The organism is Dyadobacter linearis, assembly GCF_907165045.1.
In the GTDB taxonomy this organism is placed as follows: domain Bacteria; phylum Bacteroidota; class Bacteroidia; order Cytophagales; family Spirosomataceae; genus Dyadobacter; species Dyadobacter linearis.
The window spans coordinates 452,039-478,513 of record NZ_CAJRAU010000001.1 but is presented as its reverse complement, the minus strand read 5'-3'; the positions used below and the strand labels follow the sequence as shown (position 1 = coordinate 478,513).

At 47.2% G+C, this 26,475-nt stretch carries 19 protein-coding genes; 10 read left to right on the top strand and 9 right to left on the bottom strand.

Going from position 1 to position 26,475, the window contains the following annotated elements; translation table 11 throughout:
* Positions 1 to 33: 33 nt before the first annotated feature.
* Both KOD92_RS01740 and KOD92_RS01735 read right to left on the bottom strand, forming a co-directional pair.
* Positions 34 to 318, bottom strand: coding sequence for a hypothetical protein (locus KOD92_RS01740; protein WP_215231797.1), 285 nt, complete (start codon positions 316 to 318; stop codon positions 34 to 36).
* A 3-nt stretch (positions 319 to 321) separates the two neighbouring features.
* Positions 322 to 558, bottom strand: coding sequence for a hypothetical protein (locus KOD92_RS01735; protein WP_215231796.1), 237 nt, complete (start codon positions 556 to 558; stop codon positions 322 to 324).
* Between the two features lie 34 nt (positions 559 to 592).
* Here KOD92_RS01735 and KOD92_RS01730 point away from each other — a divergent pair, with 34 nt between their 5' ends.
* Positions 593 to 3,097: a M1 family metallopeptidase gene (locus KOD92_RS01730; RefSeq protein ID WP_215231795.1), complete on the top strand. Its 2,505-nt coding sequence runs from the start codon at positions 593 to 595 to the stop codon at positions 3,095 to 3,097.
* A gap of 29 nt (positions 3,098 to 3,126) precedes the next feature.
* On the opposite strand, the gene KOD92_RS01725 is transcribed toward KOD92_RS01730, so the two are convergent.
* Together KOD92_RS01725 and KOD92_RS01720 are read right to left on the bottom strand one after the other, a co-directional pair.
* The gene (locus KOD92_RS01725; protein WP_215231794.1) at positions 3,127 to 3,597 is read right to left on the bottom strand and encodes a VOC family protein; all 471 of its coding nucleotides are present in this window, start codon (positions 3,595 to 3,597) and stop codon (positions 3,127 to 3,129) included.
* Positions 3,598 to 3,676: 79 nt separating this feature from the next.
* The gene (locus tag KOD92_RS01720; RefSeq protein ID WP_215231793.1) at positions 3,677 to 4,489 is read right to left on the bottom strand and encodes an AraC family transcriptional regulator; all 813 of its coding nucleotides are present in this window, start codon (positions 4,487 to 4,489) and stop codon (positions 3,677 to 3,679) included.
* Between the two features lie 63 nt (positions 4,490 to 4,552).
* Here KOD92_RS01720 and KOD92_RS01715 point away from each other — a divergent pair, with 63 nt between their 5' ends.
* The 4 genes from KOD92_RS01715 (at position 4,553) to KOD92_RS01700 (ending at position 9,368) form a co-directional block, all read left to right on the top strand.
* Positions 4,553 to 5,056 (top strand): DinB family protein, encoded by a 504-nt coding sequence (locus tag KOD92_RS01715; RefSeq protein WP_215231792.1) that lies wholly within the window; start codon positions 4,553 to 4,555, stop codon positions 5,054 to 5,056.
* Positions 5,057 to 5,219: 163 nt separating this feature from the next.
* Positions 5,220 to 6,683 carry a PhoX family protein gene (locus KOD92_RS01710; protein ID WP_215231791.1) on the top strand — a complete coding sequence of 488 codons (1,464 nt, stop codon included), beginning with the start codon at positions 5,220 to 5,222 and terminating at the stop codon, positions 6,681 to 6,683.
* A 67-nt stretch (positions 6,684 to 6,750) separates the two neighbouring features.
* Positions 6,751 to 8,532, top strand: a complete 1,782-nt coding sequence (locus KOD92_RS01705) for a cytochrome-c peroxidase (protein ID WP_215231790.1) — start codon at positions 6,751 to 6,753, stop codon at positions 8,530 to 8,532.
* A 47-nt stretch (positions 8,533 to 8,579) separates the two neighbouring features.
* The gene (locus tag KOD92_RS01700; protein ID WP_215231789.1) at positions 8,580 to 9,368 is read left to right on the top strand and encodes a glycerophosphodiester phosphodiesterase; all 789 of its coding nucleotides are present in this window, start codon (positions 8,580 to 8,582) and stop codon (positions 9,366 to 9,368) included.
* Positions 9,369 to 9,379: 11 nt separating this feature from the next.
* Here KOD92_RS01700 and KOD92_RS01695 read toward each other — a convergent pair whose 3' ends face one another.
* The gene (locus KOD92_RS01695; protein WP_215231788.1) at positions 9,380 to 9,781 is read right to left on the bottom strand and encodes a response regulator; all 402 of its coding nucleotides are present in this window, start codon (positions 9,779 to 9,781) and stop codon (positions 9,380 to 9,382) included.
* A complete protein-coding gene (locus tag KOD92_RS01690; protein WP_215231787.1) occupies positions 9,768 to 11,678 on the bottom strand; it encodes a PAS domain S-box protein in 1,911 nt (636 codons plus the stop codon). The genes KOD92_RS01695 and KOD92_RS01690 overlap by 14 nt, the downstream gene beginning before the upstream one ends.
* A gap of 451 nt (positions 11,679 to 12,129) precedes the next feature.
* Here KOD92_RS01690 and KOD92_RS01685 point away from each other — a divergent pair, with 451 nt between their 5' ends.
* Together KOD92_RS01685 and KOD92_RS01680 are read left to right on the top strand one after the other, a co-directional pair.
* Entirely contained in the window at positions 12,130 to 15,240 is a 3,111-nt protein-coding gene (locus tag KOD92_RS01685) for a SusC/RagA family TonB-linked outer membrane protein (RefSeq protein WP_229254478.1), read from the top strand.
* 18 nt (positions 15,241 to 15,258) lie between these two features.
* Positions 15,259 to 16,788, top strand: coding sequence for a RagB/SusD family nutrient uptake outer membrane protein (locus KOD92_RS01680; RefSeq protein ID WP_215231786.1), 1,530 nt, complete (start codon positions 15,259 to 15,261; stop codon positions 16,786 to 16,788).
* Between the two features lie 67 nt (positions 16,789 to 16,855).
* Here KOD92_RS01680 and KOD92_RS01675 read toward each other — a convergent pair whose 3' ends face one another.
* Entirely contained in the window at positions 16,856 to 19,810 is a 2,955-nt protein-coding gene (locus tag KOD92_RS01675) for a ligand-binding sensor domain-containing protein (protein WP_215231785.1), read from the bottom strand.
* Between the two features lie 188 nt (positions 19,811 to 19,998).
* On the opposite strand from KOD92_RS01675, the gene KOD92_RS01670 reads away from it, so the two are divergent.
* Positions 19,999 to 21,432: a glycoside hydrolase family 30 protein gene (locus tag KOD92_RS01670; RefSeq protein ID WP_215231784.1), complete on the top strand. Its 1,434-nt coding sequence runs from the start codon at positions 19,999 to 20,001 to the stop codon at positions 21,430 to 21,432.
* Between the two features lie 10 nt (positions 21,433 to 21,442).
* On the opposite strand, the gene KOD92_RS01665 is transcribed toward KOD92_RS01670, so the two are convergent.
* On the bottom strand, positions 21,443 to 23,023 hold the full coding sequence (locus KOD92_RS01665) for a MutS-related protein (RefSeq protein WP_229254477.1): 1,581 nt from the start codon (positions 23,021 to 23,023) through the stop codon (positions 21,443 to 21,445).
* A gap of 210 nt (positions 23,024 to 23,233) precedes the next feature.
* Here KOD92_RS01665 and KOD92_RS01660 point away from each other — a divergent pair, with 210 nt between their 5' ends.
* Complete coding sequence (locus KOD92_RS01660; RefSeq protein WP_229254476.1) at positions 23,234 to 24,382, top strand: DUF4249 domain-containing protein; 1,149 nt, start codon at positions 23,234 to 23,236, stop codon at positions 24,380 to 24,382.
* Between the two features lie 101 nt (positions 24,383 to 24,483).
* Positions 24,484 to 25,269, top strand: a complete 786-nt coding sequence (locus KOD92_RS01655) for a tryptophan-rich sensory protein (protein ID WP_215231783.1) — start codon at positions 24,484 to 24,486, stop codon at positions 25,267 to 25,269.
* A gap of 160 nt (positions 25,270 to 25,429) precedes the next feature.
* Here the strand turns inward: KOD92_RS01655 and KOD92_RS01650 are convergent, their stop codons facing one another.
* A complete protein-coding gene (locus KOD92_RS01650) occupies positions 25,430 to 26,398 on the bottom strand; it encodes a helix-turn-helix transcriptional regulator (protein WP_215231782.1) in 969 nt (322 codons plus the stop codon).
* Positions 26,399 to 26,475 lie beyond the last annotated feature (77 nt).

Sequence of the window (26,475 nt, the reverse complement as noted above, 5' to 3'; positions counted from 1 at the left end):
AGGGTAATCAGAAGGCGAGATGCATAAATAGTTTCAGGAATGATCGTTATAGGGTACGGCTTTCAGTAAACGAATATTATTATATTCTTCAATGACGACTGTGTTTTCTTTCGGAACAATACCGCGCTTAATCCAGTTACTGACCGTTTGTGTGTTTGGAATATTAAATCTTTTGCAGTACTCGGCGATGGTCACCCAATCGTGCAACTCATATCTTACACCATCTTTGGAAAGATAATTTTGGGCTTCATTAAGAGTTTTTTTACTGTCCGAAAGCAAAGTTTCGAGATCTTCCTGAATTTTAGTTGGTGCTGTCATATGCTATCTTCTCTTGTCCAATTCATTTAAGACCTGCAACAATTTAGCTATCAGGTCAAGTACTTCGTCAATTTGATGAGGTGTCATCGAGTCCTGACTGTCTCTGAGATACTGACGCAATGCAGCAAGCCGCATTCTTAATTCAAATTCATTCACCAGTGTGTCGTTAAAGTTGTAAATATATAAATAATTGTTACGTTTCGTAACAATTGAAAATGCTATTCTGGGTAAATAGATCATAAATGCTATTTTTGGCTTGAACAGCCCAGCACAAATGAAAATCTTAGCCTACTTTTTCCTTTTCGTTATTATTCTTACTTCTTGTGAGACAAAAGATACCCCTCCCGAAAAGGGAGTTCCCTTTGCATTAAATGAATACCGCAAGAAAACGATCGACAGCATTCAATATGAAATCATGCTGGATATTCCGAAGGGGAAAAGCGGGCAGATAAAGGGCGAAGAAACGATCACTTTTAACCTGTCGTCGCTGGATTCTGCGCTGGTGCTGGATTTCAGTGTAGATAACAGTCGCATTACCAGTGTCACTATCGGAGAAAAGAATATTGAGTATCAGTTTGTGAATGAGCATATTGTTGTTCCTTTAAAGCATTTAAATAAAGGGAAAAATAGCATTCACATCAGCTTTATCGCGGGCGATCTTTCACTCAATCGCAGTGAGGATTATCTCTATACGCTTTTCGTCCCCGATCGCGCGTCGACTTGCTTTCCGCTTTTTGACCAACCTAATTTGAAAGCGACTTACCAGTTAACCCTCAAAACGCCAGCCGATTGGGAAGCAGTTTCAAATGGTAAGTTGCGTTCTAAAACGCAGGAAAATGGAAAAAATATATATCAGTTTGGCGAGACGAAACCGATCAGTTCCTACCTTTTCGCCTTTGCGGCAGGCCAGTTTTTCAAGACCACAAAGCAAGTCGGCGGGAGGGAAATGACGATGTATTATCGGGAAACCGACACGGCGAAAGTAAATCGAAACAGTGACGAAGTGTTCTATCTCCACGCCCAGTCGCTGAGTTGGCTGGAAAAATATACGGACTATTCGTATCCTTTCGGGAAGTTCGACTTTGTGCTGATCCCCTCGTTTCAATATGGCGGAATGGAGCATCCCGGTTCTATTTTCTATAATGAATCTGCATTGTTTCTGGATGAAAATCCTTCCGCAAACCGCCTTCTGGCCCGCGCAAGTGTGATCGCGCACGAATCGGCGCACATGTGGTTTGGCGATCTGGTGACGATGGACTGGTTTAATGACGTGTGGCTAAAAGAGGTTTTTGCCAATTTCATGGCCGCCAAAATCGTGCAGCCAAGCTTTCCGGAGATCAACCACGAGCTGCGTTTTTTATTGGCACATTACCCGAATGCATACCAAGTGGACCGGACGCGCGGCGCTAATCCCATTTTGCAGGAGTTGGGAAATCTGAAAAATGCAGGTACACTTTACGGTGCGATCATTTATATGAAGGCGCCGATCGTGATGCGCAAACTGGAAAAAATTACCGGCAAAGATTTAATGCAGCGGAGTTTGCGGGAATATCTGAAAACCTATGCATTCAAAAATGCCCGCTGGGATGATCTGATAAGTATTATCGATAAAAAGACATCACTGGATATTGCGGATTGGAGTGATGTTTGGGTAAAAACCCCGGGTATGCCTGCGTACCAGATTGGCGAAAAGGACTACAAAACTATATTGACGCAGGTTAAAGATTCGGTTTCCGGCAGAATCTGGCAGCAGCCGCTTACTTCGAAAGAACGCGATACGCAGGACGGAAAGCTGGTTTTTCCAAATGGCGATGCGAGCGGTTACGGCTATTTTGAAATAGATAGCCTGAGTAAAAAGTACTTTATTGAGCACTACAATGAGCCGGATTCCATATTTAACGACCCGGTTTTTAAAGGCGCTATGTGGGTCAATATCTGGGAAGGCTTTTTGCGCGATCCCAAGGCAAATCCTGAGTTGCTACTCAGTAATTTGCTAGCCACGCTGCCGATAGAACGTAATCCGCTTTTGATCGACTACATGCTGGGGATATTGCAACGCACGTGGTGGAGTTTCTTGAATGAAAAAGAGAGAAGCAGTCAGCAGCAGGAACTTGAAAAAGTGCTTTGGCGACTGCTGAATGAAACAAAAGATAAGGGGATCAAAACGTCCTATTTCAGATCTTTCAAAGATCTGGCAACTACCTCCGACGGGCTTGAAAAAATGAGATCGCTGTGGAATGGAAAGCTGGTGATCAAGGATCTGGTTCTCTCGGAAGACGACAAGATTTCGCTTGCCTGTGAACTTGCATTAAAGCAACCGGAAATTTCAGCACAAGTATTGCAGGAGCAACTGACGAATACGAAAAATCCGGATCGAAAAGCCAAATTGGAGTTTGTAATTCCTGCGTTAAATCCGTCAGAACCAATTCGTGATAAGTTTTTTGAATCGTTAAAAAAGGAAGCAAGCCGGGAGAAGGAAGCCTGGGTAATTGATGCGCTGGGTTATCTGCACCATCCTTTGCGGGCGAAATCGGCCGTAGAATATCTCCGGCCTTCACTGGAAATTTTACAGGAAATCCAGCTAACCGGAGACATTTTCTTTCCAACCCGCTGGCTGCACAGTACTTTTTCCGGACATTCATCTAAGGAAGCAGCGGCGGCGGTGAATGCATTTTTGAATCAGAATCCTGCGTATCCTTCTTTTCTTAGAAACAAGATTTTGCAGGAGACGGATATGTTGCAGCGCGCTGTTGGGAGGCTGCCACGAATGCACGAATAAGGCACGAATATCTGCGATTTTATACCAACTTATTTATCCTGCGGCGAGTATTTTACGAAATCAATTCCGACCCCGTTGGGATCTGATACCGCGAAGTGGCGGTCGCCCCAGGGTTCGTCGCGAAGGTCAATTTTTATCTCTACACCGCTCTTTTTCAACTCTTTATAAAGTGAATCTACGTCCTCGACTTCTATCGTGAAATAGGTTCCCTGGCCCTGGAAAGGTTTGTGAAAAAGGGGCTGCTGCGATGGGTGATCGGGTAGGAGGAAGCTGATCTCCGACTGTTTATCCGGCGTGTGCAGCAATAGATAAAATTCGTTTTCAAACGTGACGCCGAAGCCCAATTTTTTCGTATAAAACGCTTTGGTTTCGGCCATTTTTGCTGTGATAATTCCTGCGTTCAGTTTCATTTTTCCGACGGTTTTAGTGGTTAACTTGTTCTGTGAAAATGCATTTGCCCCTAAGCAAACCAGCGCTAATAGCAATGTGAATCGTTTCATTTCCTGGTGATTTTAGGTGAATGTTACGATACAAAGTTCTCCCGGAATGCATCCCGAACATTGTAAAAATCGGACAAAATCACCTGCCGAAAGCGCGGCTCGGCGTGACGCCGTAGAAGTTTTTGAATTCCTTGATAAAATGCGCCTGATCGTAATAGCCGGAATCGTAGAAAAGCTTATTCTCCCGCAAACTTTGCTGCGAGGGTTTGGCGCGGAGGATGTTTTGAAACCGGACTACTTTGCTGAAAGTCTTAGGCGTATCTCCGACATAATATTCAAAAAGCCGGCGCAATTGCCTGCTGCTCAATCCGGTATCAATGTCGGTTTCGATATTTAACACGCCCGAATTTTGAAGTATTAAACCTAATGCACTGTAAAACCGGTCGTCGTGGTTGAACGTTACCTGCGAAATGAGTTTTGAAAAGTATTGATCAAAACGCGTCTTTACTTCGGTTAAGGTCAGTTTCTCGTGAAAGCTGGTAGCAATGAAGTCAGCCGTTTGCGGGATCACATTTGCCAAGTATTCATAACGGTTACTCAAATCCGACGCGTCAATTTTGAAGATCTGCGGGAACATCGTTGGTAAAAACCTTACGCCCACATAGTGAAAGCTGTTTTCCAGCGGGAACTCAGTATACTTTTTGCAAAAACCCATCACGAAATTCTCCTCAGGGTTCGTCAGTTCGAAGAAAATATCGATACAGCCGTCGGCCACTACGCGGTACTGAAAAGGTTCGGAAAGCGGCTGATTCGTTTTGAGTGACCAGTAACAATATATAAAGCTGTGCAATGCAGGATCGGGAAGTAATTCCTGGTAAGAAACATGCTCAGCCGACTGGCGCACAGTAGGTTGAATGGGCGAATAAAGTCCGCGAATATTGGAAAACTTCATGCAGTAGCAACCGATTAGCAGGCATTATTTTTTAACTGCCTGAACATAACCAAAATCTGAATCATGGACAACACCGAACTTGCAGCCGCTTACATTAAGGAACTGGAAGCAGAGTACAGTTCTACGAGAAAATGTCTCGAAAGGATACCATTTGATTTGTTTGACTACAAACCTCATCCAAAATCCATGCAAATGGGCTATCTGACGCTTCTGGTGGCCGAAATCCCGCAATGGATCAAGGTAATGGTAGAGGAAGGGGAAGTGAATTTTAAGACGTATACACATAGCCAGCCGACTACAACGGAAGAACTGCTCGCCTTCTTTGACGATAATATGGCTGGTGCTAAGAATGCGTTGCAAAGTGCCACAGATGAAGTACTTGGCAGGACATTCTATCTAAAAAATGGGGACGAAGAGCTTTACTCTCAGCCACTTTTGGAAGGTGTAAGTTCCACCCTCAATCACTGGGTCCACCACCGCGGACAGCTGACCGTTTACATGCGGCTGAATGATATTTTAGTGCCCTCTATCTACGGACCGTCGGCAGATGATCGGACGTATGAGTAAGTGCTGCAAGAAACGTTCTATTACATTATTAGACTTATAACTGAACAAGGGTTTCAGGCAGTAAACACTAGCCGCCAGTGTTTTCTTCACAATAGCTTAACACAGGCGTAAAATACCGGAGTTAAGGTTCATATAGCTTTGTGAAAATTAATTCACCGTGCTTATGAACCTTATTTTAACTAAAAATCTCAGCGCCGCTGCCTTGATCCTTGGCGCTATGACATTTTCGGGTTGCAGCCTGAAAGACCACGGCGATGTGCCTGTGGATTCGTCAAAATTGATCGACCGTTCGGTCAACCCTTCGCTCCTGAAATCACTTCCCGGTTTTGAAGACCTCAAAATCACAACCCTGATCAGTTCTGATGATAAGCTGGCCGATTCTCCGGACTTTATCTACGGCGCGCAGCCAGACGGTGGCGCTTTCGTGAAAAACCCGAACGGAGAAGGATATGTGATGATCAACAACCACGAAATCCTGTTCTCGGTATCGCGGGTTTACCTCGACAAAGAATTGAAACCTGTTAAGGGTGAGTACATTGTGGATGCAGAAGGAGGCCAGTGGCGTCTTTGCTCGGCTACGCTTGCAACAAAGGAAGAGCACGGTTTCGGGCCGGTATTCCTTACAGCCGGAGAGAGTAGCTCTGAGTCCATGACACACGCAATTGATCCTTTCGCACCTGCTGAAAAAAAGAACAAAACCCGTACAGTAGCCGCATTCGGAAAATGGAATGCAGAAAACGCTGTACCACTTCCAAAAGATGCTTTTCCTGGAAAAACAGTAATTATAATTGGTGAGGACGATACCAACGGACAACTCGTCGCTTACGTGTCGGATGTAGTGGGAGACCTGAACAATGGAAAGCTGTATGCATTACGCCGGACAAATCAGGAAAGTGTAGAGACTGATATGGTGCAGGGACAAGCTTACGATGTGGAATTTGTGCCATTTGATAACGTAAAAACAAGCACAGGAACCGAATTGCAGGCTCAGACTGTGGACAAGAAAATGATCCAGTTTGCGCGTGTGGAAGATATCGACTACGTGAAAGGCGGCAATGGAGCTGGCCGCGAAATTTACTTTACTGCAACTGGTGTAAGTCAGGCGGATAAAGTAACGCCGGTAGCCGGGAAAAATATGTGGGGCCGGGTTTACCACCTGGAATTTGACAAAACCAACCCGCTGAAAGGCAAGCTGAACATCATCATGGACGGCGCCGACAAACCAGGTAGCTTTATCGTAAACCCAGACAACATTTGCGTGACTAAAAACTACGTTTATGTGCAGGAAGACGGTGATTCTTTCTACCGCGACAACGATCACGACGGAACGATCTGGCAATACAATATCGCCACGAAACAAAGCAAGGCGATGCTGCGCATGAACCACAGACGCGACGAGCCAGCGTTCAATGCGAAATACAATTCGGTTGGAAATAACTCGCTGAGTACCTGGGAATATGGTGCGATGATCGACATTTCGGAAGTGACGGGTATTCCTGAAACTTTTATGATCAACCTTCACCCGCACACTTGGCAGGATGAAAAATACAAAGGCGCAGACGGAAGTGGTATTTCTACCAACAAGGAAGGTGGCCAGACAGTGATCGTGAGAGGTATCAAACAATAGTTTTTTATAAAAATAATATCAGGAAGGCTTCTTCAAGGAGGTCTTCCTGATGTGCTTATCCGGCTGTATGAAATCAATTTTTAAGCTCGCCATTTTCCTGCTTCCCGTGCTGATGGGCGGCTGTTTCAAGCCAAGTCCGATCGAAGCGGTATCTGAAAAGTTTTTAACAGACCTGAATACACTGATCAGCAGAAACGAAGATTTTCTGGGACAGGCGCGGACAAATTCGGACAAGAAAGAATTGCAGGAGGAGTTTATCCGGCTTCGTTTGCAATACAAAAAAGTGGAAGCATTTGCGGAATATTTTGCCCCTACTACTGTAAAACAGGTCAACGGAGCGCCGCTGGATGAAGTGGAGGATGAAGAAAATGCGATCTTCGAGCCGGGCGGGTTGCAGGTCATTGAGGAGCTGATTTATAGTGACGAGAAACTGGATCAGGAAGAGCTGGTGCGGCACATCCGCAAAATGCAGGTCAATACCAAGCGGATCAAAATGTTGTGGGCCGATATCAGGATCACCGATTCTCACGTGCTGGACGCGCTGCGACTTGAACTGTTCAGGCTGATCACTTTGGGCATTTCTGGCTTTGATACCCCAGCTTCCGGAAACGCACTGGCAGAAAGTGAAGTGGTACTCAATTCTTTACAGGATTATTTATCGGCTTACGATCATTTATTCCCGGAATATCAGTCGCTTGACAAGGAAATTGAGCAGGCTATCACATTTATCAAAAAGGGAAAATCATTCAATGATTTCGACCGCGCGACCTTTATCGCGGATCACATTAATCCCCTTTGTATCAAGCTGCACCAAAATCAGAAGTTGTCAAATATACCCTTCATCAACGACCGTAAACTACTAAAAGGAAGCGTGGCCACCATCTTTGATAAAGGCGCTTTCGACTCAGAAGCGCTGGTCTCAAACCCTAAGTTTAAATCTACCTCCGAACGCATTGCACTGGGCGAGCGGCTGTTTTATGATGTGCGGCTGTCGGGAAATGGCAAGTCGAGCTGCGGTTCCTGTCACGCACCTCAGCTGGCTTATACCGATGGTTTCAAAAAAAGCAAGGGGATTTCCGGCGCTGATATCAACCGAAATGCACCGACGATCAAGTATGCAGCCTTGCAGCAGGCGATGTTTTACGACCTCCGCTCACCGTCGCTGGAAGACCAGGCTTCCGACGTGATCCACAATACGGCAGAAATGCATGGTTCGCTGGAAAAAATCACCGGGATGATCACCGCCGACGAGGAATATACCATGCTGTTTAAAAAGGCTTTTCCGGAAGTTGAAGTAATCAAATCCATTGACGTGCAAAATGCGCTGGCCAGTTTTGTGCGCTCGCTCAGCCCGTTTGACTCCAAATTTGACCAGTACATGAGAGGCAACAAGCGCGCATTGACCGACAACCAGGTAGCAGGTTTTAATCTGTTTATGGGTAAGGCGCGTTGTGGCACCTGCCATTTTGTGCCCCTTTTCAATGGTACTGTGCCGCCGGATTATCAGCGCACCGAATCCGAAGTGCTTGGCGCGACGAGTAATGCGGACTGGAAGCATCCTGTCATGGACTCGGACCTGGGCAGGGGCGCTTACAATCGTTTTCCGCAGTGGCAGCACGCATTCAAAACGAGCTCACTTCGCAATATTGCCAAAACTGCGCCCTACATGCACAATGGCGCATTGGTTACTTTGCAGGAAGTAATGGAATTTTACAACGAAGGCGGCGGCGCAGGACTTGGGCTGGACGTGCCGAACCAAACGCTCGCGCCGGACAAACTGAAACTCACGCAGCCGGAAATGCAGCAGGTGATCGATTTTATGGAAAGTCTCACAGATAGTTCGATTTAATACGGATTATCCGCTCATTTGTATATTGGCCAATAAAATTAGAAACGATGGTGAAATGGATTCTGTTCGTGGCGATTGTATTGGCTTCGAATTTCCGTGTTGCAGGTCAAGCTGTAAAACTGATCGCGCATCGGGGCGGAGTGGTGGACAGTACCTACACCGAAAACAGCCTGCCGGCATTGATGCAGGCCGCGAAAGAGGGTTATTCGATGATCGAAACGGATGTGCGGGTGACGAAAGACGGTCAGCTGATCGCTAACCATGATGCTACTTTCCAGCGATATTACAGTTTGGACAAAAAGGTGGTTGAGATGGATTGGAGCGAGGCAAGCAAGCTTAAAAGTGCGCTCGATGGTGGCACTCCGGTGTTGCTGGAAGACGTATTCCGGTTTTGCCGCGAGCATCAGATGGGCGTAATGCTCGATAACAAGATCCAGGGACTGGATACCACATTATTCAATAAGCTTATTGATCTTTTGGATCAATATCAGCTTCGCAAATCCGCGCTGATGATCGGAACAGACGAATCAACCGACTTTTTTACGGGAAAAATAAAGCTGAGCTGTTCCAGGAAACAGCTGGAAGAAAATAGTTTGAATCCCGGTTATAAGAACGAACACTATTTTTTCTTCGAAAGGCCGGCTAACCTGCGTGCCGAAGATGTAAAATGGGCGAAGTCACGCGGGATACTGACTATCGCAGCGATCAATGCATTTCATTACAGGAAATCAGAAAATATGCTTTCCGACGCCCGAAAAGACTGCAAAAGAATGCTCGATAGCGGCGTGACGGTTTTTCAGATCGATTCCGAATTCCGACAGTTTCTGATCGATTGATTGGAAAAGTCTTAACCGGGTTCTTGCATCTTTTGGTAAAATTCCCGCACGTAAGCCCCGTAATCGACAAAAATCTCAGGTTTGATCAGGTAGTCGCTGGCGCCCATTGCCAGGCATTTTTCACGAACGGAAATGACCGATGATGTGGACGTGATCACAACGCGGGTCAGGGCATATCGCGGATTGAGCTTGATAGAGGAAATAATGTCATAGCCATTTTTGCCAGGCATATTCAGGTCAGAAAGGATGATATCCGGCTTTGCGGACGGATTCGCTTCCAGATATTCGAGCAGCGTGTCGCCGTTGATGAAGTCACCCAGGATCTCGAATGCGCCGAAAGCCTCAAACTCTTCTCTCATGAAAAAACGCTCGTCGTCGTCGTTTTCAACAATGATCAGTTTATAGTGTTTCATGTGTGGTGGATGGTTTTGGGCCTGTTTCCCAGAGAGTAAAATGAAATGTACTGCCGACGCCTGGCTCGGATTCAACCCAGAGCCGGCCCTGGTGCCGCTCAACAACTTTTTTACAGATCGCGAGCCCCATTCCTGCGCCCGGATAATTGCGGGCATTGTGCAATCTTCTGAACGGATCGAAGATCATCTTCGTACTCGCAGCGTCCATACCGATGCCATTGTCGGTGATTGAAAACCAGTTTGTACCGTTTTCCAGCCCGTAGCTGAGCCTCACAAACGGTTTTTCACCATTCGTGAACTTGATGGCATTGCTAAGCAGGTTTTGAAACAGCTGCGTGAGCTGAATTTTGTCACCCTTCACCACTTCGCCGGCCTGCTTTTCGATATAGATCGTCGCGCCGGTTGCGTCCAGCGTGCCTTTCAGGTTCTGGGTTACGTGTTCGAGCAGCTCATCGATCGGCCAGCTGTTCATACTGATCTGGCCTTTATTTACCTGTGAATAATTAAGCACGTTCTCAATCAGTTCTTTCATGCGGTTGGCGGCGATGACGGATTTGCTGACAAATACATGTAAATCGTCGAATTTTCCTTTTTCGACCCGGTCGGTGATCAGGTGCAAAAAGCTCTTGACCGTTCTCAGCGGCTCCTGTAAATCGTGCGAGACGATGGACGTAAACTGTTCCAGGTCATTATTGGTGCGCGAAAGTTCGGCATTGATAGTTTCCAGCTCACGGGCGATCTGACGGTATTTTTCCGAAATTTCCCGCTCTGCCTGTTCCGCTTTTTTGCGCTCGGTAAGGTCCCTCGTCACTTTCGAAAACCCGACCAGGACGCGGTCTGCATTATATACTGCCGTGATCACCACATTCGCCCAGAAGCGACTCCCGTCTTTCCGGATGCGCCACCCTTCTTCCTCGTACTTTCCGTGCTGGCGCGCGATTTTCAGTTCGTAGGCAGGTTTGTTGTTAAATATCTCTTCCTCAGGATAAAACAGTGAAAAGTACTTGCCGATCACATCCGTATGGTCATATCCTTTAATTCGTTTGGCACCCTCGTTCCAGCTCGCGATCCTTCCTTTATCATCCATCATAAAGATCCCGTAATCGATCACCTGCTCGACCAGGAGCCGGTACCGCTCTTCACTTTGCTTTAAAGCCGCCGCCTCGCGGTTTTGTTCGGTCAGGTCTTTTGTGACTTTGGAAAAGCCTATCAGTTTATTTTCACGATTATAAACGGCCGTAAGCGCGATACTGGCCCAAAATACAGAGCCGTTTTTTTTGACCCTCCAACCCTCCTCGTCATATCTTCCCGTGCGTTTGGCCGTTTCCAGCTCTCTGGCAGGCTTTTCATCAAGGAGGTCATTTGGATTATAGAAAATGGAAAAATGCTTTCCAATAACTTCACTTGACAAATACCCGGTAAGCTGCTGTCCTCCCTCGTTCCAGGTTGCGATATTCCCATCTACATCGAGCATATAAATAGAGTAATCCTGTACACCTTCTACAAGCAAACGAAATCGCTCTTCATTTTCAATCAGCGCGTTTTCTTCATTTTTACGCTCTGTAATATCCCGGATAATACAGGCAAAACCCAGCTGTTCGCCGGAAGCCTGGCGGATGGGAGAGTAGGTAACCTCCCCCCAGTATTTGCGGCCTTGTTTTGTTAAATGCCAACCGTTGACAGCCAATATGCCATTTGTATTGGCAAGGTTGAGTTCGTAAGTGGTTTTGAAGTTGTCGACCTGGTTTGGCGTCAGATAAGAAACCGGCTTTCCAGAGAGCTCGTTTTTCTCATAGCCAGTCAGTACGGTGGCGGCGGCATTGCAGTACTGAATATTACCAAAGTTATCCAGCTGAAAAACGGCTTCAGGTAAGCTTTCCAGCAAAATGGTCTGCATTTGAGACATGTCAATTATTACTATTATGAAGGGGAGCCCGGAGTGAACAGATCCTGCAAGCGGAGTACCTGACCAAAAGAAATCCGGATGTGCAATTTAACGCGATATATGTTTGAATCGCAAAGCGCTGGCACTATTAATGTGCATTCAGAACCGTTGTGGGGCTAAAACTTCAAACTGAATCCTGAATTCGAAGACGCTGACAGGTATCCCTAACAGCCGGGCCACATAGTTCTCGAAACACTGACCAACTCACAATGTAGTAGTAATGTAGTGGTGACATTTTCGGGAAAAGATTTCACTTGTGCAATATGCGGTAGTAATGTAGTAATAGCTATCACTCCTGAATGCATGGATTGACTTTAACTTTGGTGAGTTAAATTTTATTACTATTTCAATAATTATTTGGGTAATTGAGATGTACCCTTCTACCAATTAACTACTAACATTTATGAGAAGAAAAATTGTACTATTATGTAGTGTGTTAATGCTTTATAGTATGGCACAAACTGCCCTGGCACAAAGCCGGACTGTGAAAGGGAAAGTTACGGTAAAAACGGGAGGAGAAGAGCTGGTAGGTGCAACCGTGATCGTGGAGGGAACCAACATCGCCACGATTACCGACGCAAGTGGAAACTACTCGATAGAAGTGCAACCGGAAGCGACGCTGGTAGCCAGTTTTATTGGCATGATCGCGCAGAAAGTGCAGGTTGGAAATCAGAGCGAGATCAATTTTCAACTCGAAGAAACAGCAGACAATCTGAGCGAGGTCGTGATTGTGGGTTATGGGGTTCAAAAGAAAAGTGTCGTAACGGGTGCGATATCAAGTGTGAAAGCAAGCGACCTGGAAACGATGCCGATCAACAGGCTCGAAGAAGCATTGCAGGGCCGGACATCAGGTCTGACCATTGCAGCAAACTCGGGCCAGCCAGGTTCGGCAGCGACGGTGCGGGTGCGCGGGGTTACTACATTAAACAACAACAATCCGCTTTGGGTAGTGGACGGAGTTGTGGTTGACAACGGCGGGATCGGATATCTTAACCAGTCGGACATTGAATCCATTGAAGTATTGAAAGATGCTGCTTCTCAGGCGATTTATGGCGCCAGGGCCGCGGCAGGGGTTATTTTGGTTACAACTAAGAAAGGAAAAGCGGGCGGTATCCGCATTAATTACAATGGATATGTAGGTACGCAGGCACCGGCACGAAGGCTTGATCTGCTGGACGCGACGCAGTATGCGACTATCCGGAATGAAGCCGCTGTGGCAGCTGGCCAGAATCCGGTGTACGCTAATCCGGGCGCACTTGGAAAGGGAACTGACTGGCAATCACTGATTTTTAACAACAAAGCGAAGCGTCAGAACCATGAACTAAGCATTAGCGGCGGCTCGGAAAGGTCTACGTTTTACCTGTCGCTCGGTTACCTGGATCAGGAAGGAATCGTGGCTTCGGATATCTCTAAATACAAGCGTACCAGCTTGCGTCTGAACTCTGAGCATAAGCTGGCAAAGTGGCTTACGTTTGGTCAGAATCTGGGTTATTCGCATGACAAGTCGGTGGGATTAGGCAATACGAACAGTGAATTTGGTGGCCCGCTGAGCTCCGCGATCAACCTGGATCCGATCACGCCTGCTGTGGTGACCGACCCTGCTATTGCCGGCGCGGCTCCCTATACCAACAAAGGCGTTCAGCGGGATGCAAATGGAAATCCTTACGGAATATCGTCGGCGGTAGGTCAGGAAATGAGCAATCCGCTTGCGTATATCCAGACACGTTTAGGAAATTACAGTTGGAGCGACAACATTGTAGGTAATGCCTATTTAATGGCTGAGCCGATCAAAGGTTTGCAGCTGAAATCAACATTGGGAAGTAAACTGGCTTTCTGGGGTAATGAGAGCTTTACGCCGATTTCCTGGCTGAATGCAGCTTCTGTTACTTCACAAACTAATTTCAACAGGACCAACAACCGTCGCCTGGACTATAACCTTGAAAACACCGTCTCCTATACCAAGGCATTCGGTTTACACAATGTAAATGTGCTTTTGGGGCAAGGAGCTTACCTGGACAACAACACGACGATGACCAGTGTAACGTTCTTTAACGTACCTGCAACCAACTTCGACGATGCTTCGCTCAACTTCAAAGTACCAGCAGATCAGCGGAATTCCGACGGTTCGGAAGGTGCCCGTCACACGGTGAGCTCGCTTTTCGCACGTTTGAATTATGATTATAATGAGAAATACCTATTGCAGGCGCTGGTAAGAAGAGATGGTTCTTCCCGGTTTGGTGCCAATCATAAATATGGTATTTTCCCTTCATTCTCATTGGGTTGGGTTCTTACCAAAGAGGATTTTTTCCCGTCTACCAATGCAGTTAATTTCCTGAAACTCCGCGGAGGTTATGGTGTGGTAGGAAATGACGGGATCGGTGATTTTGCCTTCTTATCAACGATCGGAAGCGGCAGGAACTATACGATCGGTAATTCAGGCAGCTACATTATCGGATACAGCCCGAATGCGCCGGCTAACCCCGACCTGAAATGGGAGCAGACCAGCCAGACCAACATCGGTTTCGACGCAACGCTGTTCCAGAATGTGAACCTGACTTTTGAATGGTTTAAAAAAGCTACCAAGGATATCCTTCAAAATCCGAGGATCCCGGGCTACGTAGGTGCGATCTCCAATCCGGCTGCCAACATTGCTGACATGGAAAACACAGGTATCGAGCTTGAACTGGGCTATCGCAAGCAGTTCGGTGGGGTGGATTTTTTGGTAAATGGAAATGTATCCTATATCGAAAATAAGGTGACCAACCTGGGTAACGGAGTTGAATATCTTTCAGGCGGAGCAAGCTTTCAGGGCGCACCTCCGATTACCCGCACGCAGGTAGGACAGGCGATCGGCTCGTTTTTTGGTTATGTAAATCAGGGTATCTTCCAAACACAGGAAGAAGTTGACAGCCACATTGCGGCGAATGGAAATAAGATTCAGCCGAATGCAAAACCAGGCGATTTCCGCTGGGCAGACCTGAGCGGCGACGGCGTGATCAACGAAACCGACCGGACTTTCATCGGAAACCCGACACCAAAATGGTCGTACGGGATCACCGTGAATGCGGCCTACAAAGGATTTGATCTGGTCGTATTTGGTCAGGGTGTGGCAGGAAACGATATTTTCCAGGGATTGCGCCGACTTGATATTGCCAATGCCAACTGGCAGTCGGACGCGCTGGGCCGCTGGACCGGCCCGGGTAGTTCTACCGAATATCCACGGATCGTGAACGGTGACCCGAACAAAAATTTCCAGAACCCGTCGAGCTTCTATCTTGAAAAAGGAGACTTTTTCAGGATGAAAACGCTGCAACTGGGTTACTCGCTGCCTGCGGCGGTAATCAGCAAAGTAGCATTGAAAAAGGCGCGCGTGTATGTAATGAGCCAGAACCTTTTCACGATCACAAAATACACAGGTTATGATCCTGAGATCGGTGGAAATGTGCTGAGTATCGATAAGGGTATTTACCCGCAGGCGCGCTCGTTTATGGTGGGCTTAAACATTGGTTTTTAACAGAACAACAAATCAGAAATGAAGATCAGATATAATAAAATTGCAACTGTACTGGCATTGACAGCCGGCTTGCAGCTCATGTCCTGCTCGGACAGCTTCCTGGACGTGAAGCCGCGGGGGCTTAACCTGGAATCTAACTATTACCGTAATCAGGAAGAGGCTTACAATGGATTAGTAGCTGTGTATGATGTAGTTGGCTGGCAGGGATCGGGGTATGTAACTACCATCGCCACGATGAATGCGGCTTCTGACGATCACTATGCAGGCGGCGGCGGGCCGAGCGACATCATGGATTTTCAGGTAATGTCAAATTACACGCTGAACCCGACTACCGGACCGCACGCGGAACTTTGGAGAAAAGGGTTCTCAGGTGTTTTTCGTGCAAATTCTATCCTGGAAAAGCTTCCGGGTGTTCCGATGGATGAAAATTTGAAGAAAAGATATACCGCAGAAGCAAAATTCCTTCGGGGCTATTTCTACTTCGAGCTGGTAAGGTTGTTTAAAAATGTGCCGCTATTTACCAAAACCGTCTCCACACAGGAAATGTATGATGTGGTACAGGCGCCGCCTGCCGAGATTTATGCGCAGATCGAAAAGGACCTCGCCGAGGCTATGCCTGATTTACCTGTGACGGTCAATGCGGCTACCGAAGGCGGCCGGGTAGGACAGGGCGCGGGACATGCAATTCTCGGTAAAGTGTATTTATATCAACAAAAATATACGCAGGCAGCTCAGGAGCTGGCATTAATGAATGGTACGCCAGGTGGTACCAATGCTTACGGATATAAATTGCTGCCGAATTTTGCAGATCTCTGGAAAAGCGACAACAAATTCAATAGCGAGTCTATTCTCGAAATTTCATATACCAATACTTCGGCCGGAACGTGGGATTGTGTTTCGTGTACAGAGGGTAATATCATGAATATCATCACAGGGCCGCGTGGTTACAACCGCAAGTCTGATGCGGCCCCTGACTATGTTTCGGGATGGAGCTTCCTGCCGGTTACGCCTTCACTTTTCGAAGCGATCCGCCACGATCCGCGCAGTAAAGCCACGGTTGCGAATCTGGACAGTCTGGAAAAAGCTGGCCTGGTGACGTATGAAAAAGGTTATATGAATACGGGTTATTTCCTTGAAAAATTTGCAGGAAGAGTATCAAACAGATGGACGGGCGCAGGAACACCCGAGCTGAACTTCCCGCAAAATATGTACGATACGCGGCTGGCAGACACTTATCTGCTCGAAGCGGAAGCATTGGTACGCGGAGCGGGTGACATTAACCGCGCAACTGCATTGCTGAGCGCAGTTCGTGCAAGGGTTGGTTTGAAACCAGTGGCTGCTACATTTGAGAACATCAAAAAAGAACGACGCCTCGAACTGGCCGGCGAGGGTCACCGCTGGATGGATCTGGTACGCTGGGGCGACGCACCTACTGTGCTGGCTTCCAAAGGTTTCGTTGCCGGAAAGCACGAAATCCTTCCAATTCCGCTGCTTGAAATGGAGAACACGAAAATCGAGCAAAGCAAAGAATGGGGCGGGACTAAGTAACCAGTGCGCTGTTTGCTAAAATTGCCGTTGTTAATGCCATTCCGGTGTTTACAACGGCAATTTGCTTTTAAACCTTATCGTCCGTTTCATCAACATGAAAGCCCAGGAAGAAGTTGAACATATTGACTTCCGTCGGTAGTTGCAGCTTTTTCCGGAGCCGGTAGCGGCTTACTTCCACGCCACGGAGCGAGATATTCATGAGCTGCGCAATTTCTTTGCTCGATAAGTTCATCCGCAAATAAGCGCTGATTTTTAGCTCGTTTGCAGTAAGGTTAGGATATCTTTCTTTCAGTGTGATCAGGAAGTTGCTGTGGACATTATCGAAATGTTTTGAAAATTGTCCCCAATCCTTATCTACTTTGTTTTCGTCGGCCACGACCTTGATCATCTTTTTGAGATCTTCATTCACCTTTTCATCCTCCGCGCTCTTCGTGATCTTCACCAGGTCAGTTTTTAGTTTGGACAGCAATTCGGATTTTTGAACCAAATGCATTGCCGAAGTTGCCAGATCTGCGTTTTTGTGCAGGATCTCGGATTCCAGCTTTTCGTTTTTCAACTTGATGATTTCCTTTTCATTCTTTTCCAGTTCCAGCTGATGCAGGTACAGAAGCCTTTTCTGTTCTTCCAAATGTTGCTGCTGCTGTCTCAAAAAGCGCTTTTCCTGCCATTGATAAAACAAATAGGCAAGCCCGGCTATCAGTAACAGGTAAATAAAATATGCCCAGCCGCTTAAATACCAGGGCGGCAGGATCACAAAAGAGTAACCCGCTACGGCCGATTCGTTACCAAAATTGTTGCGGGCTTTTACCAGAAACGTGTATTCACCGGCTGGTAAATTGGTGAAATCCTTACTGCTCCGCGCCGACCAGCCCGACCAGTTAGCATCAAATCCTTCCAGAAAAAACGAATACTCAATGCTCGAACGCTGACTGAAAAGCGTAGATGAAAATTCAAAACCAACAGAATTCAGTCTGTTGGAAATGTGCGGTATTTGACCTTCTGACTGCTTTTTAACTTCATTTACCTCTCCAAAATAACCCCCGAACAACAACGTGTCCGCCTTATCGGCCGACCGCATTGTCCTGATCTGCACATCAATCTGTGTTTTGTTTTGCTTATATCGCTGGTAATTGATGTGGTAAATGCCTTTTTCGCCACCCACCAGAATATTCTGTTCATTGAGCGGGTGGATATATTCGAAGCCGGAGACCGTTTTTTGGTTCAGTTCGGGAAGAAAAATGATCTTTGGGGACTTTCCCGTCACGTCAAGCACGCCGAGTTCCTTTTCTCTAATAAACCAAACGTTCCCAGCCTGATCTTCTTTCAGGTATTTAATTCCCATTCCTTTGAAAAAACCATTGTAATAGGCTGAGATCTGAAACCGGTCTTTTTGCGCGTCATATTCATAAATGTCCTTCTCGGTCGCGACCAGAATTCTGTTCCTGACTTTGTATACATAATTATTATTCAGCGAAAGCGGAAGACCATCTTTGTGCGTGAAAAGGCGGGAAACGGATTTGCCATTTTCCAGCATTGATATCTTAAAAACGCCCCGGTAAGGATGTGAGGCCCAAATTACCTGCTCATCGCGTGGATCTGTGCAGAGGAAACGGGAAGCAATGTCGAAGCCTGCCACTTCACCCGACGGACTGAATGTAGTACCATCGTATTTCAGAAAATTGATGCCGTTATAATTTCCGACCGCCACTCTGGAAACCGGGTCGATACGCGATAAGGGCAGAAATCCCCAGAAACCATTCCGGTTTTCTATTGATTTCGCTGTATTTCCTTCAATCTCAAAAATCCCCTCGTGATGCGCCATCAGCAGTTTTCCATTAATCTCCGAGAGTCCCCACACCTGGCCGCGCGAACCTTCGACAAATGAAAAATTTCCTTTCGCAAAACTCAGATCACCGGTTTTTCCCGCAGGTACCGAGTACAAACCATTGGAAGTGCCTACGTATAAGTTGTTTTTGTAAATGATTGAAGCATACCCCGCCTCATCTTTCGTAGCGACTGGATAAATGGTCTTGATCGCATTATCATAGGCGATCAGGTCGATCCCATTGTCAAGCCCAAGCCAGAGATTGTGGTCGCGGTCTCGAAAGACGCTCAGTATATTGTTGTTTTGCAGACCGTCGGTGCGCGCGAAACGGTGTACAAAATCGCCTTCATTTGTGATAATATAGCAACCTCCCAGGGTGGTCGATAGTGCGATGAGGCGGTCGTTTACGCGGGCGGCGCCGTAAATGCGGTCCTTTTTGATAGCATCGATAGTAGGGGATTCCAGTCTAACTGCCTGACCACCTGCAAGTTTGAAAAGCCCGGCATCCATCGTCACCAGCAACGTAGTATCGTTGCCGAGTGGCAAAATCGCAGTAGACAAAAAATCCTTCGGCAGTGCGCCGCTATTGATAAATGGCTCCCACCTGCCATTATTGAACCTTAAAATCCCGTGTACTGCATCCTGGGCCACGATCTGCCCGTTTGACTCACCCATAAATCGCCAGTGTGAACCGGGATTGAAAACGGTAATCGATTCATCTTCAAAGAGAAATATCTTGTTGCTCGCCCTGAAAAATATGCCTGATTTCCAGACCGTAACATTCCAGATATCGGCAAATCCCTGGTCTTTTTCCTGCAACAGGTTACGCAGCGACTTGTAGCGCAGTGTTCCGGCAGGGTCGGGGGAGAAGTAACCAAATTCGTTTTCTGCCCCGATATAGATGCGGTTGTCCGGCCCGATTTCAATCGATCTTATCTTTGTTTTATTGGGTAAAGGATAAATTTTCCAGTGAATGCCGTCGAAGGTCAGGAGTCCCTCGTTGTTGGCGAAATACATGATCCCGTTCCGGTCCTGGCGGATCGCCCAATTCTGGGTGCCCGCCCCGTAAGTTTGCTTGGTAAAGTTCACTACTTCTGGCAATCCGATCGGATTCTGGGCAAGGAGGGTATTGGAAATAATCAGAAATATCAGGATAATCGCACGTGCCATAAACTCCATTCGCTGTATTCTTCTCATTTTGCTGACGTACTTAAAACGCCTGCCAATGCTGTTATTTTGCAATTTTTACTGTTTGGTGTAGTAATGTAGTAGCCACTTTTTCGCAGAATTGTGCAGGCGCCGTTACATTTGGGTTCGCAATATATTACATAATTTTCAGTGTTTTTCAACATACATTTATAGTGAACACTTTTCCGCAAATACCTATGTCAATCAGTCAAAGCCAATCGTTTCGAATACTTTCCAACTGCCTGTTTTTATTCATCATACTCCTGTTAACCGCAAGTTTTGCGGCGGCGCAGTCACGGAAAAGTAGCGGCGAAGTGTGGCTGACCAATGCAGACAAGTCGGCACTATTTGCAAAGCAACCGGCGGCACTGCGATTCGGATCTGAGAAAACGAATGATTTGGTGATTAAGATTGACGAAAATGAGAAGTTCCAGTCGATAGACGGATTTGGTTTTACACTTACTGGTGGCAGCACGTCGCATCTGATCGCGATGAGCAAAAGTGCACGGGCTGCATTATTGAAAGAGCTTTTCGCAACGAATGGAAACAACATTGGAATGGCTTACCTGCGCGTCAGCATCGGAGCCTCCGACCTGAATGAGAAGATATTCTCGTACAATGATTTGCCGAAAGGAGAGACCGATCCGGAGATGAAACGTTTTGACCTCAGTTTGGATAAACAGGACGTAATCCCGGTTTTAACGGAAATTCTGGCTATCAATCCAAAACTAAAAATTCTGGGATCGCCCTGGTCGCCGCCGGTTTGGATGAAAGATAATGGTGACACACGCGGAGGCAGCCTCAAACCCGAATTTTACGACGCTTATGCCAGGTATTTTGTCCGCTATATTCAGGAAATGCAAAAGCTTGGCATTCGGATTGACGCGGTTACCGTACAAAATGAACCGCTGCATCCAGGTAATAATCCAAGTTTGCTGATGCTCGCGAAGGATCAGGCCATTTTTGTGAAAAACCACCTTGGGCCAGCATTCAAAACGGCTAAGCTCAAAACGAAGATCATTATTTACGATCACAACGCGGATAAACCCGAATACCCGATCTCGATCCTGGATGATCCAGAAGCTAAAAAATACATTGACGGTTCCGCATTCCATTTGTATGGCGGGAAGATCGAGGCGCTTTCGGAAGTTCATAAGGCGCATCCCGATAAAAATCTGTATTTCACCGAGCAATGGATGGGCGCGCCGGGCAAGTTTGCCGAGGATTTCAAAGACCATATTAAGAAACTCACAATTGGCTCGACCCGCAACTGGAGTCGGACGGTACTGGAATGGAACCTGTCAAGTAACCCTGAAAACCGCCCGTTTACCGATCGTGGCGGCTGCGATCGTTGTCTCGGAGGCGTGACGATTGATGGAGATAAGGTGACGAGAAATGCATCCTATTATGTCGTGGCCCACGCGTCGAAATTTGTGCGGCCGGGTTCAGTGCGGATTGGGTCCAATATGGATGAAAAGCTTCCAAATGTCGCTTTCAAGACGCCGGAGGGTATAAAAGTGCTAATCGTTTTGAATGATACTCAAAGTGAGCTGCGTTTTCAGATCCAGGATGGAAACAGTTTCTCGACTGCGACCCTGTTACCGGGGTCAGTTGGAACCTACGTTTGGTAAGGGGCTTTCTTTATTTGTTATCGCTGGCTTCTTTCATTTGTGCCGACAGCCTAAGTGCTTCATTTACAACTTCCGCAGGGTAGTTGTTTAGTTCGAGGATCCTGATTGCGTTCGTTGTGGTCAGTTTTCCCGGCTTGATCTTGTAGTCAAAATGAATATCGTTCCCATCGATCACTTCGGTGAAATGATAGAGGTCAAAAGTGTCTGTCAGATAATCTGCCAGCTCACGGTCGTGGGTGGAAACAAGTACCAGATTTCCGCCTTGCGTAAGGTAACTGAGCACCGATTTGCCCACCGCAATGCGTTCCACGGAATTGGTACCTTTGAAAAGTTCGTCGAGCAGGAACAGATTGCAGGCGCCGGTCCTGCTCTCTTCCAATAGTTGCCTGACCGTCATTACTTCTTCAAAATAATAGCTTTTCTCGCCAAGCAGATCGTCGGATATCCGGATAGAAGAATGTACCTGCATAACCGGCATGACGAATTCCTTTGCAAAACACGTGCGGATCGTCTGACCAAGAATTGCATTGATACCGATGGTACGGATAAAGGTAGTTTTGCCGGACATATTCGAGCCCGTCAGGAGAGCCGACCTGCTGTTGAGTTCGATGTTGTTTGCAACTCCGTTGAAGATTAGCGGGTGATATACTTCATTGATGGTCAGTTTGTTGTCTGTTACAAATGTCGGCTCGCAGTAGTGAGGGAGACTTTCGCGCAGATTCATTGTAGAAAGTGCTACATCCAGTCCTGCCACAAAATGAAACACATTACTGATATCCTGCCGCCTGTTATCCAGCATTTTCAATGTAGCAAAAAGCAGGACCGGCTCGACTAGAAACAGCGCCTTGATCAGTTCCAGAAAGTATTCAATGAACTGCCCGACCTCACTTTGCAGTTTGGCCTCAATTTGGAAAACAGACATCGTAATACCAAGCCGGTCAAGTACGCGCACCGACTTTTGAAAATCGGGATCTCCTCCTTCAAATTCCGCAGTTTTTAATAGGTTGCGGGCGGTTTTGTTAAGCAAAACGAGCTGGGGAAGTGAGCTGGCGTATCTGTACAAATGGTTTTTATTCCAATAGTGAATGCCCAGGTTAACAGGTAAAAGGACGATCAGGAAAATCAGGATTTGAGGCAAAAAGAAGGAAAGCAACACTGCGGCAACGCTCAGACCTGAAAGGCATTGAATGAGCCAGAACCATTTCGGTCGAGGCATGTATTTCTCCTGGAAGAGCGAGGTAATGTAATAAGCGTCTTTCTGGTTGAGTTTCGATATACTTGCTGACGCAGTAGCTCTCAAAGTAGGGTTTTTGGTTAAAATGGAAATAAAGCTTCCCAGCTTTTCGGTGCGCGAAGTGCCCAGTGGAATCGTGCGTATGTGGTGGTAGAGATACTGCTGGCCAACAGAGGAAACGGTTCTGTCGATGAACCGGAATACATCTTCAAGGTCAAGATCCTGAAAAGTCCGGTCGGATATTCGCTGGAAAACGTTTTCCTGCCCGGCATTCACGAAGTATTTTTCGATCTGACTGAAATTAAAAAAGCCCGTTTTAATCCCGGGTTGCAGATCCTTTTTTGAAGAAGATTTCATTGATATCGTTCCATAGAAAACGCAGTGCAGTAAGTGTAGTGCCGCCCTGGCATAGAACCGGCGTTAATTTATAACATTCCCAAAATTTTTCGGCCCAAAAGTCAGGTATTGTTTGCTGCGCCAACTCTTTTAAGCACAAGTCAAAAATGTATTTCTACAATTTACCCGGTTACCGCAATTTGATTTAAGGTCATTTAAATCATTGACGAAGTGAAAAATCCCAGATCGTTCAGTCCGCTTTTCACTGCTTTGCTGCTGTTGTCTTTGCTCCTGTTTCTTACAGAAAGCTGTATCGAGCCGTTTTCGCCACCTGAAATCAATTCGGATGGAAACTACCTGGTTGTCGATGGTTTTTTCAATGCGGGCGGAACGGATACCAGCCGGATCGAGCTGCGAAGGACGCAGCATGTGAATACAAATACGCCGCCGGTTATCGTAACAGGCGCTTCAGTGACGGTGGAAGAGGAAGCCGGAGTAGTGCATACATTTGCTGAAATCAAAAATGGCCTGTACCAGCTCCCGCCGCGTTTATATAATATGTCTGGTAAATACAGGATCCGGATCATAACTGAGAACGGGCACGAATACCTGTCGGAATATGTGGCTGTAAACCGCACGCCGAAGATCGATAGTCTGACCTACAAAGTTGACCCAGTGCAGAACGAGGCGGTTTTTTATGTGAATACCCACGACGCGCAGAACCGGACGCAATTTTACCGATGGAAATTCGATGAGACCTGGGAGTATGACGCTACTTACTATTCGGCATTGGAAAAGGTTGACGAACAGGTTGTTATCAGAAAAGAGAATATCAATAAATGCTGGGGGCGCAAAAAATCGGGCAGTATTTTGCTGGGGAGTACAATCCGGCTGAGCAGCGATATTATTAAGAACCTCCCACTAAACAGGGTACCGGTCTCTACCAATAAGCTTTACATTAAATATAGTATCCTCGTTAAACAGTACGGACTGTCGCGACCCGCTTTCGAATACTGGACAGATCTGGCGAAAACCACCCAGGCGACAGGAAGCCTTTTTGACCCGCAACCTTCTCAGGTGACAGGGAATATCCGGAACATTTCGGACCCGGCAGATTTGGTTTTTGGGTATTTCAGCGCCTCGACGGAGGAAACGCGCAGACTTACGATCACACCCAAATTGGGGAGTTTCCCAAGGTGTACCGAGCCCGACACAATTCCACTAAGATGCAGGGGGCGCGACGACGATTGTGCATTGAATACCGCCCAATTGCTGCTGACGTATTGGGGCATTCGGGCAGATTCGGTATTGGTAGCATCATCCAACTGCGCCGACTGCCGCACTGCCGGAGGAACCACTGAGCGACCTTCTTTCTGGTAAAATAGCGGATCAGGCAGGCTGGTGCTGCTCTGCGACTTCCGGGAACAATAATTGTGTATTGACTTTTTTCGCATTTGAAGAAAATATCAATACTAAATATTATGCAAAAGACCTTACAGATATCGAATATAGTCGCCCTCATTGTAACGATCATCGTGAATTACCTGTCAAACACGGGTGTATTCAATAATGAAACAATGGCCTCAGTGTCGGCTTCATACGAAAACCTTTTCACGCCGGCGGGTTATGCCTTTTCGATCTGGGGTTTTATCTACCTGGGACTGATCGGTTTTGTGATATATCAAAGCAAAGGTTTGTTCGGGAAAAGCGAAACGCCGGAAGTGGTGAACAGGATCGGGTGGACTTTTGTGCTTTCGTGCGTTGCTAATTGCCTGTGGGTCATCGCCTGGCTTTATGATTACACCGGCTTGTCTGTCATCATTATGATCGGGCTGCTCATCTGCCTGATCCGCATTGTCATCGCCACCAGAATGCAGATGGACCTCATTTCTTTCAAGCGGATCGCACTGGAAAGCTGGCCTTTCGCCTTTTACCTGGGCTGGATCAATGTTGCATTGATCGCGAATGTTGCGGCTTACCTTACTAAAATTGAATGGAACGGATTCGGTCTTTCGGCGCAAACCTGGACTATTGGTATGATCCTGGCCGCTGCGGCCATTAATATCGCAATTACCTGGAAACGAAACCTGCGCGAATCGGCGATGGTCGGTGTGTGGGCGCTGGTAGCGGTGGCCGTCGCCAACTGGAATGGCGCGCAGCCGGTTGTATACACGGCTATCGGCGCTGCTGTGATTATTTTTATCAGTGCCAATATCCACGGATACCGCAATAGGGGCCGCCAGTGGATTATGGAAAAATCACGTTAAGTTCGCATCCTGCGTGAGTGAGCGTTAGCGCCTGTTACCCTAAATCCCTAAAGGGACTTTTCGTCGGGCTGGATGCAAACTGCAAAAGCCCCCTCCCAGGGGGTCGGGGGTAGGCGCCAACAAAATCAATTGCCCCGGGCTTCAGCCCGGGGATGATAATTCAAGAAAAATGATTATAAGCCTTTTGAGCGAGCTTTTGTAACTGGATTTTCAGCTCTTCCGGCTCAACAATTGTAACTGCATTCGTGAAAGGGAGAAGCCAGGTGGCGAGGTAGGGGAGCGAGCCGATGAGGAATAGCATTTCTATACTTCCGTCGGGTAGCGGCTTTTCGTGGGTCCAGCCGTAGTGGTGCCGGGTGTCCAGCATGTGCTGTGCGAGGGGCGGGATAACGGCGGCTGGCTGGAAACGGATCACGACCTTTTCCCTGGATCGCCGCTTCGCTTCTTCGGCCCGGTATTGCTGTAATGTTTCGGGTCGGGCGGTAAATGTTTCCTCCGTGAGTTTCAGGTTTTGAATGCGATCGAGCCGGAAATCGCGGAATGCTTGCCGGAGCCTGCAATAGGCGACCACGTGCCAGTGCTGACTCAGATAGATACCGATCGGTTCTATATCGCGAGCGGTGGGCAAACCCGTTTCCGCCGCCAGATAATTGATATTCACCACACAGCGAATAGTGACGGCAGTCACGAGCTGCTGGTATGCATTCGTATTGGCAGGCTGACTAGCGGGTTCAAGTACCTGAATGTGAGGCGCAATCGTTTCGAGATGGTCGCGGTCGGTGTGGCGGAGTGCGGCACGCAGTTTGTCCATAGCCGCGCCGGTAAGTTGGGCTGTGGTCGCGTCGGTGCGCTGCGCGGCGAGCTTTTCGGCAGTGAGTAACGCAATCGCTTCGTCCCGCGTAAACATCACGGGCGGTAACCTGTAACCGTCGAGCATCGCGTAGCCCTTTCCTTCCAGCGTTACCACCGGAATACCCGCACTTTCAAGTGTCCTGATATCCCGGTAAATCGTGCGCGTGCTGACAGAAAACCTGTGCGCCAATTCGGTGGCTGTCACTACACGTTTGGTTTGAAGCAGGGTCAGTATTGCTACCAGACGTGAAAGACGCGTTACTTCCGGATCAATCATTTTGACAAATAGTATGTAACATGCTTTCGCTCATAACCGGTTGCTGAATTTAACCAAAAGTAACACATCATCCGTCG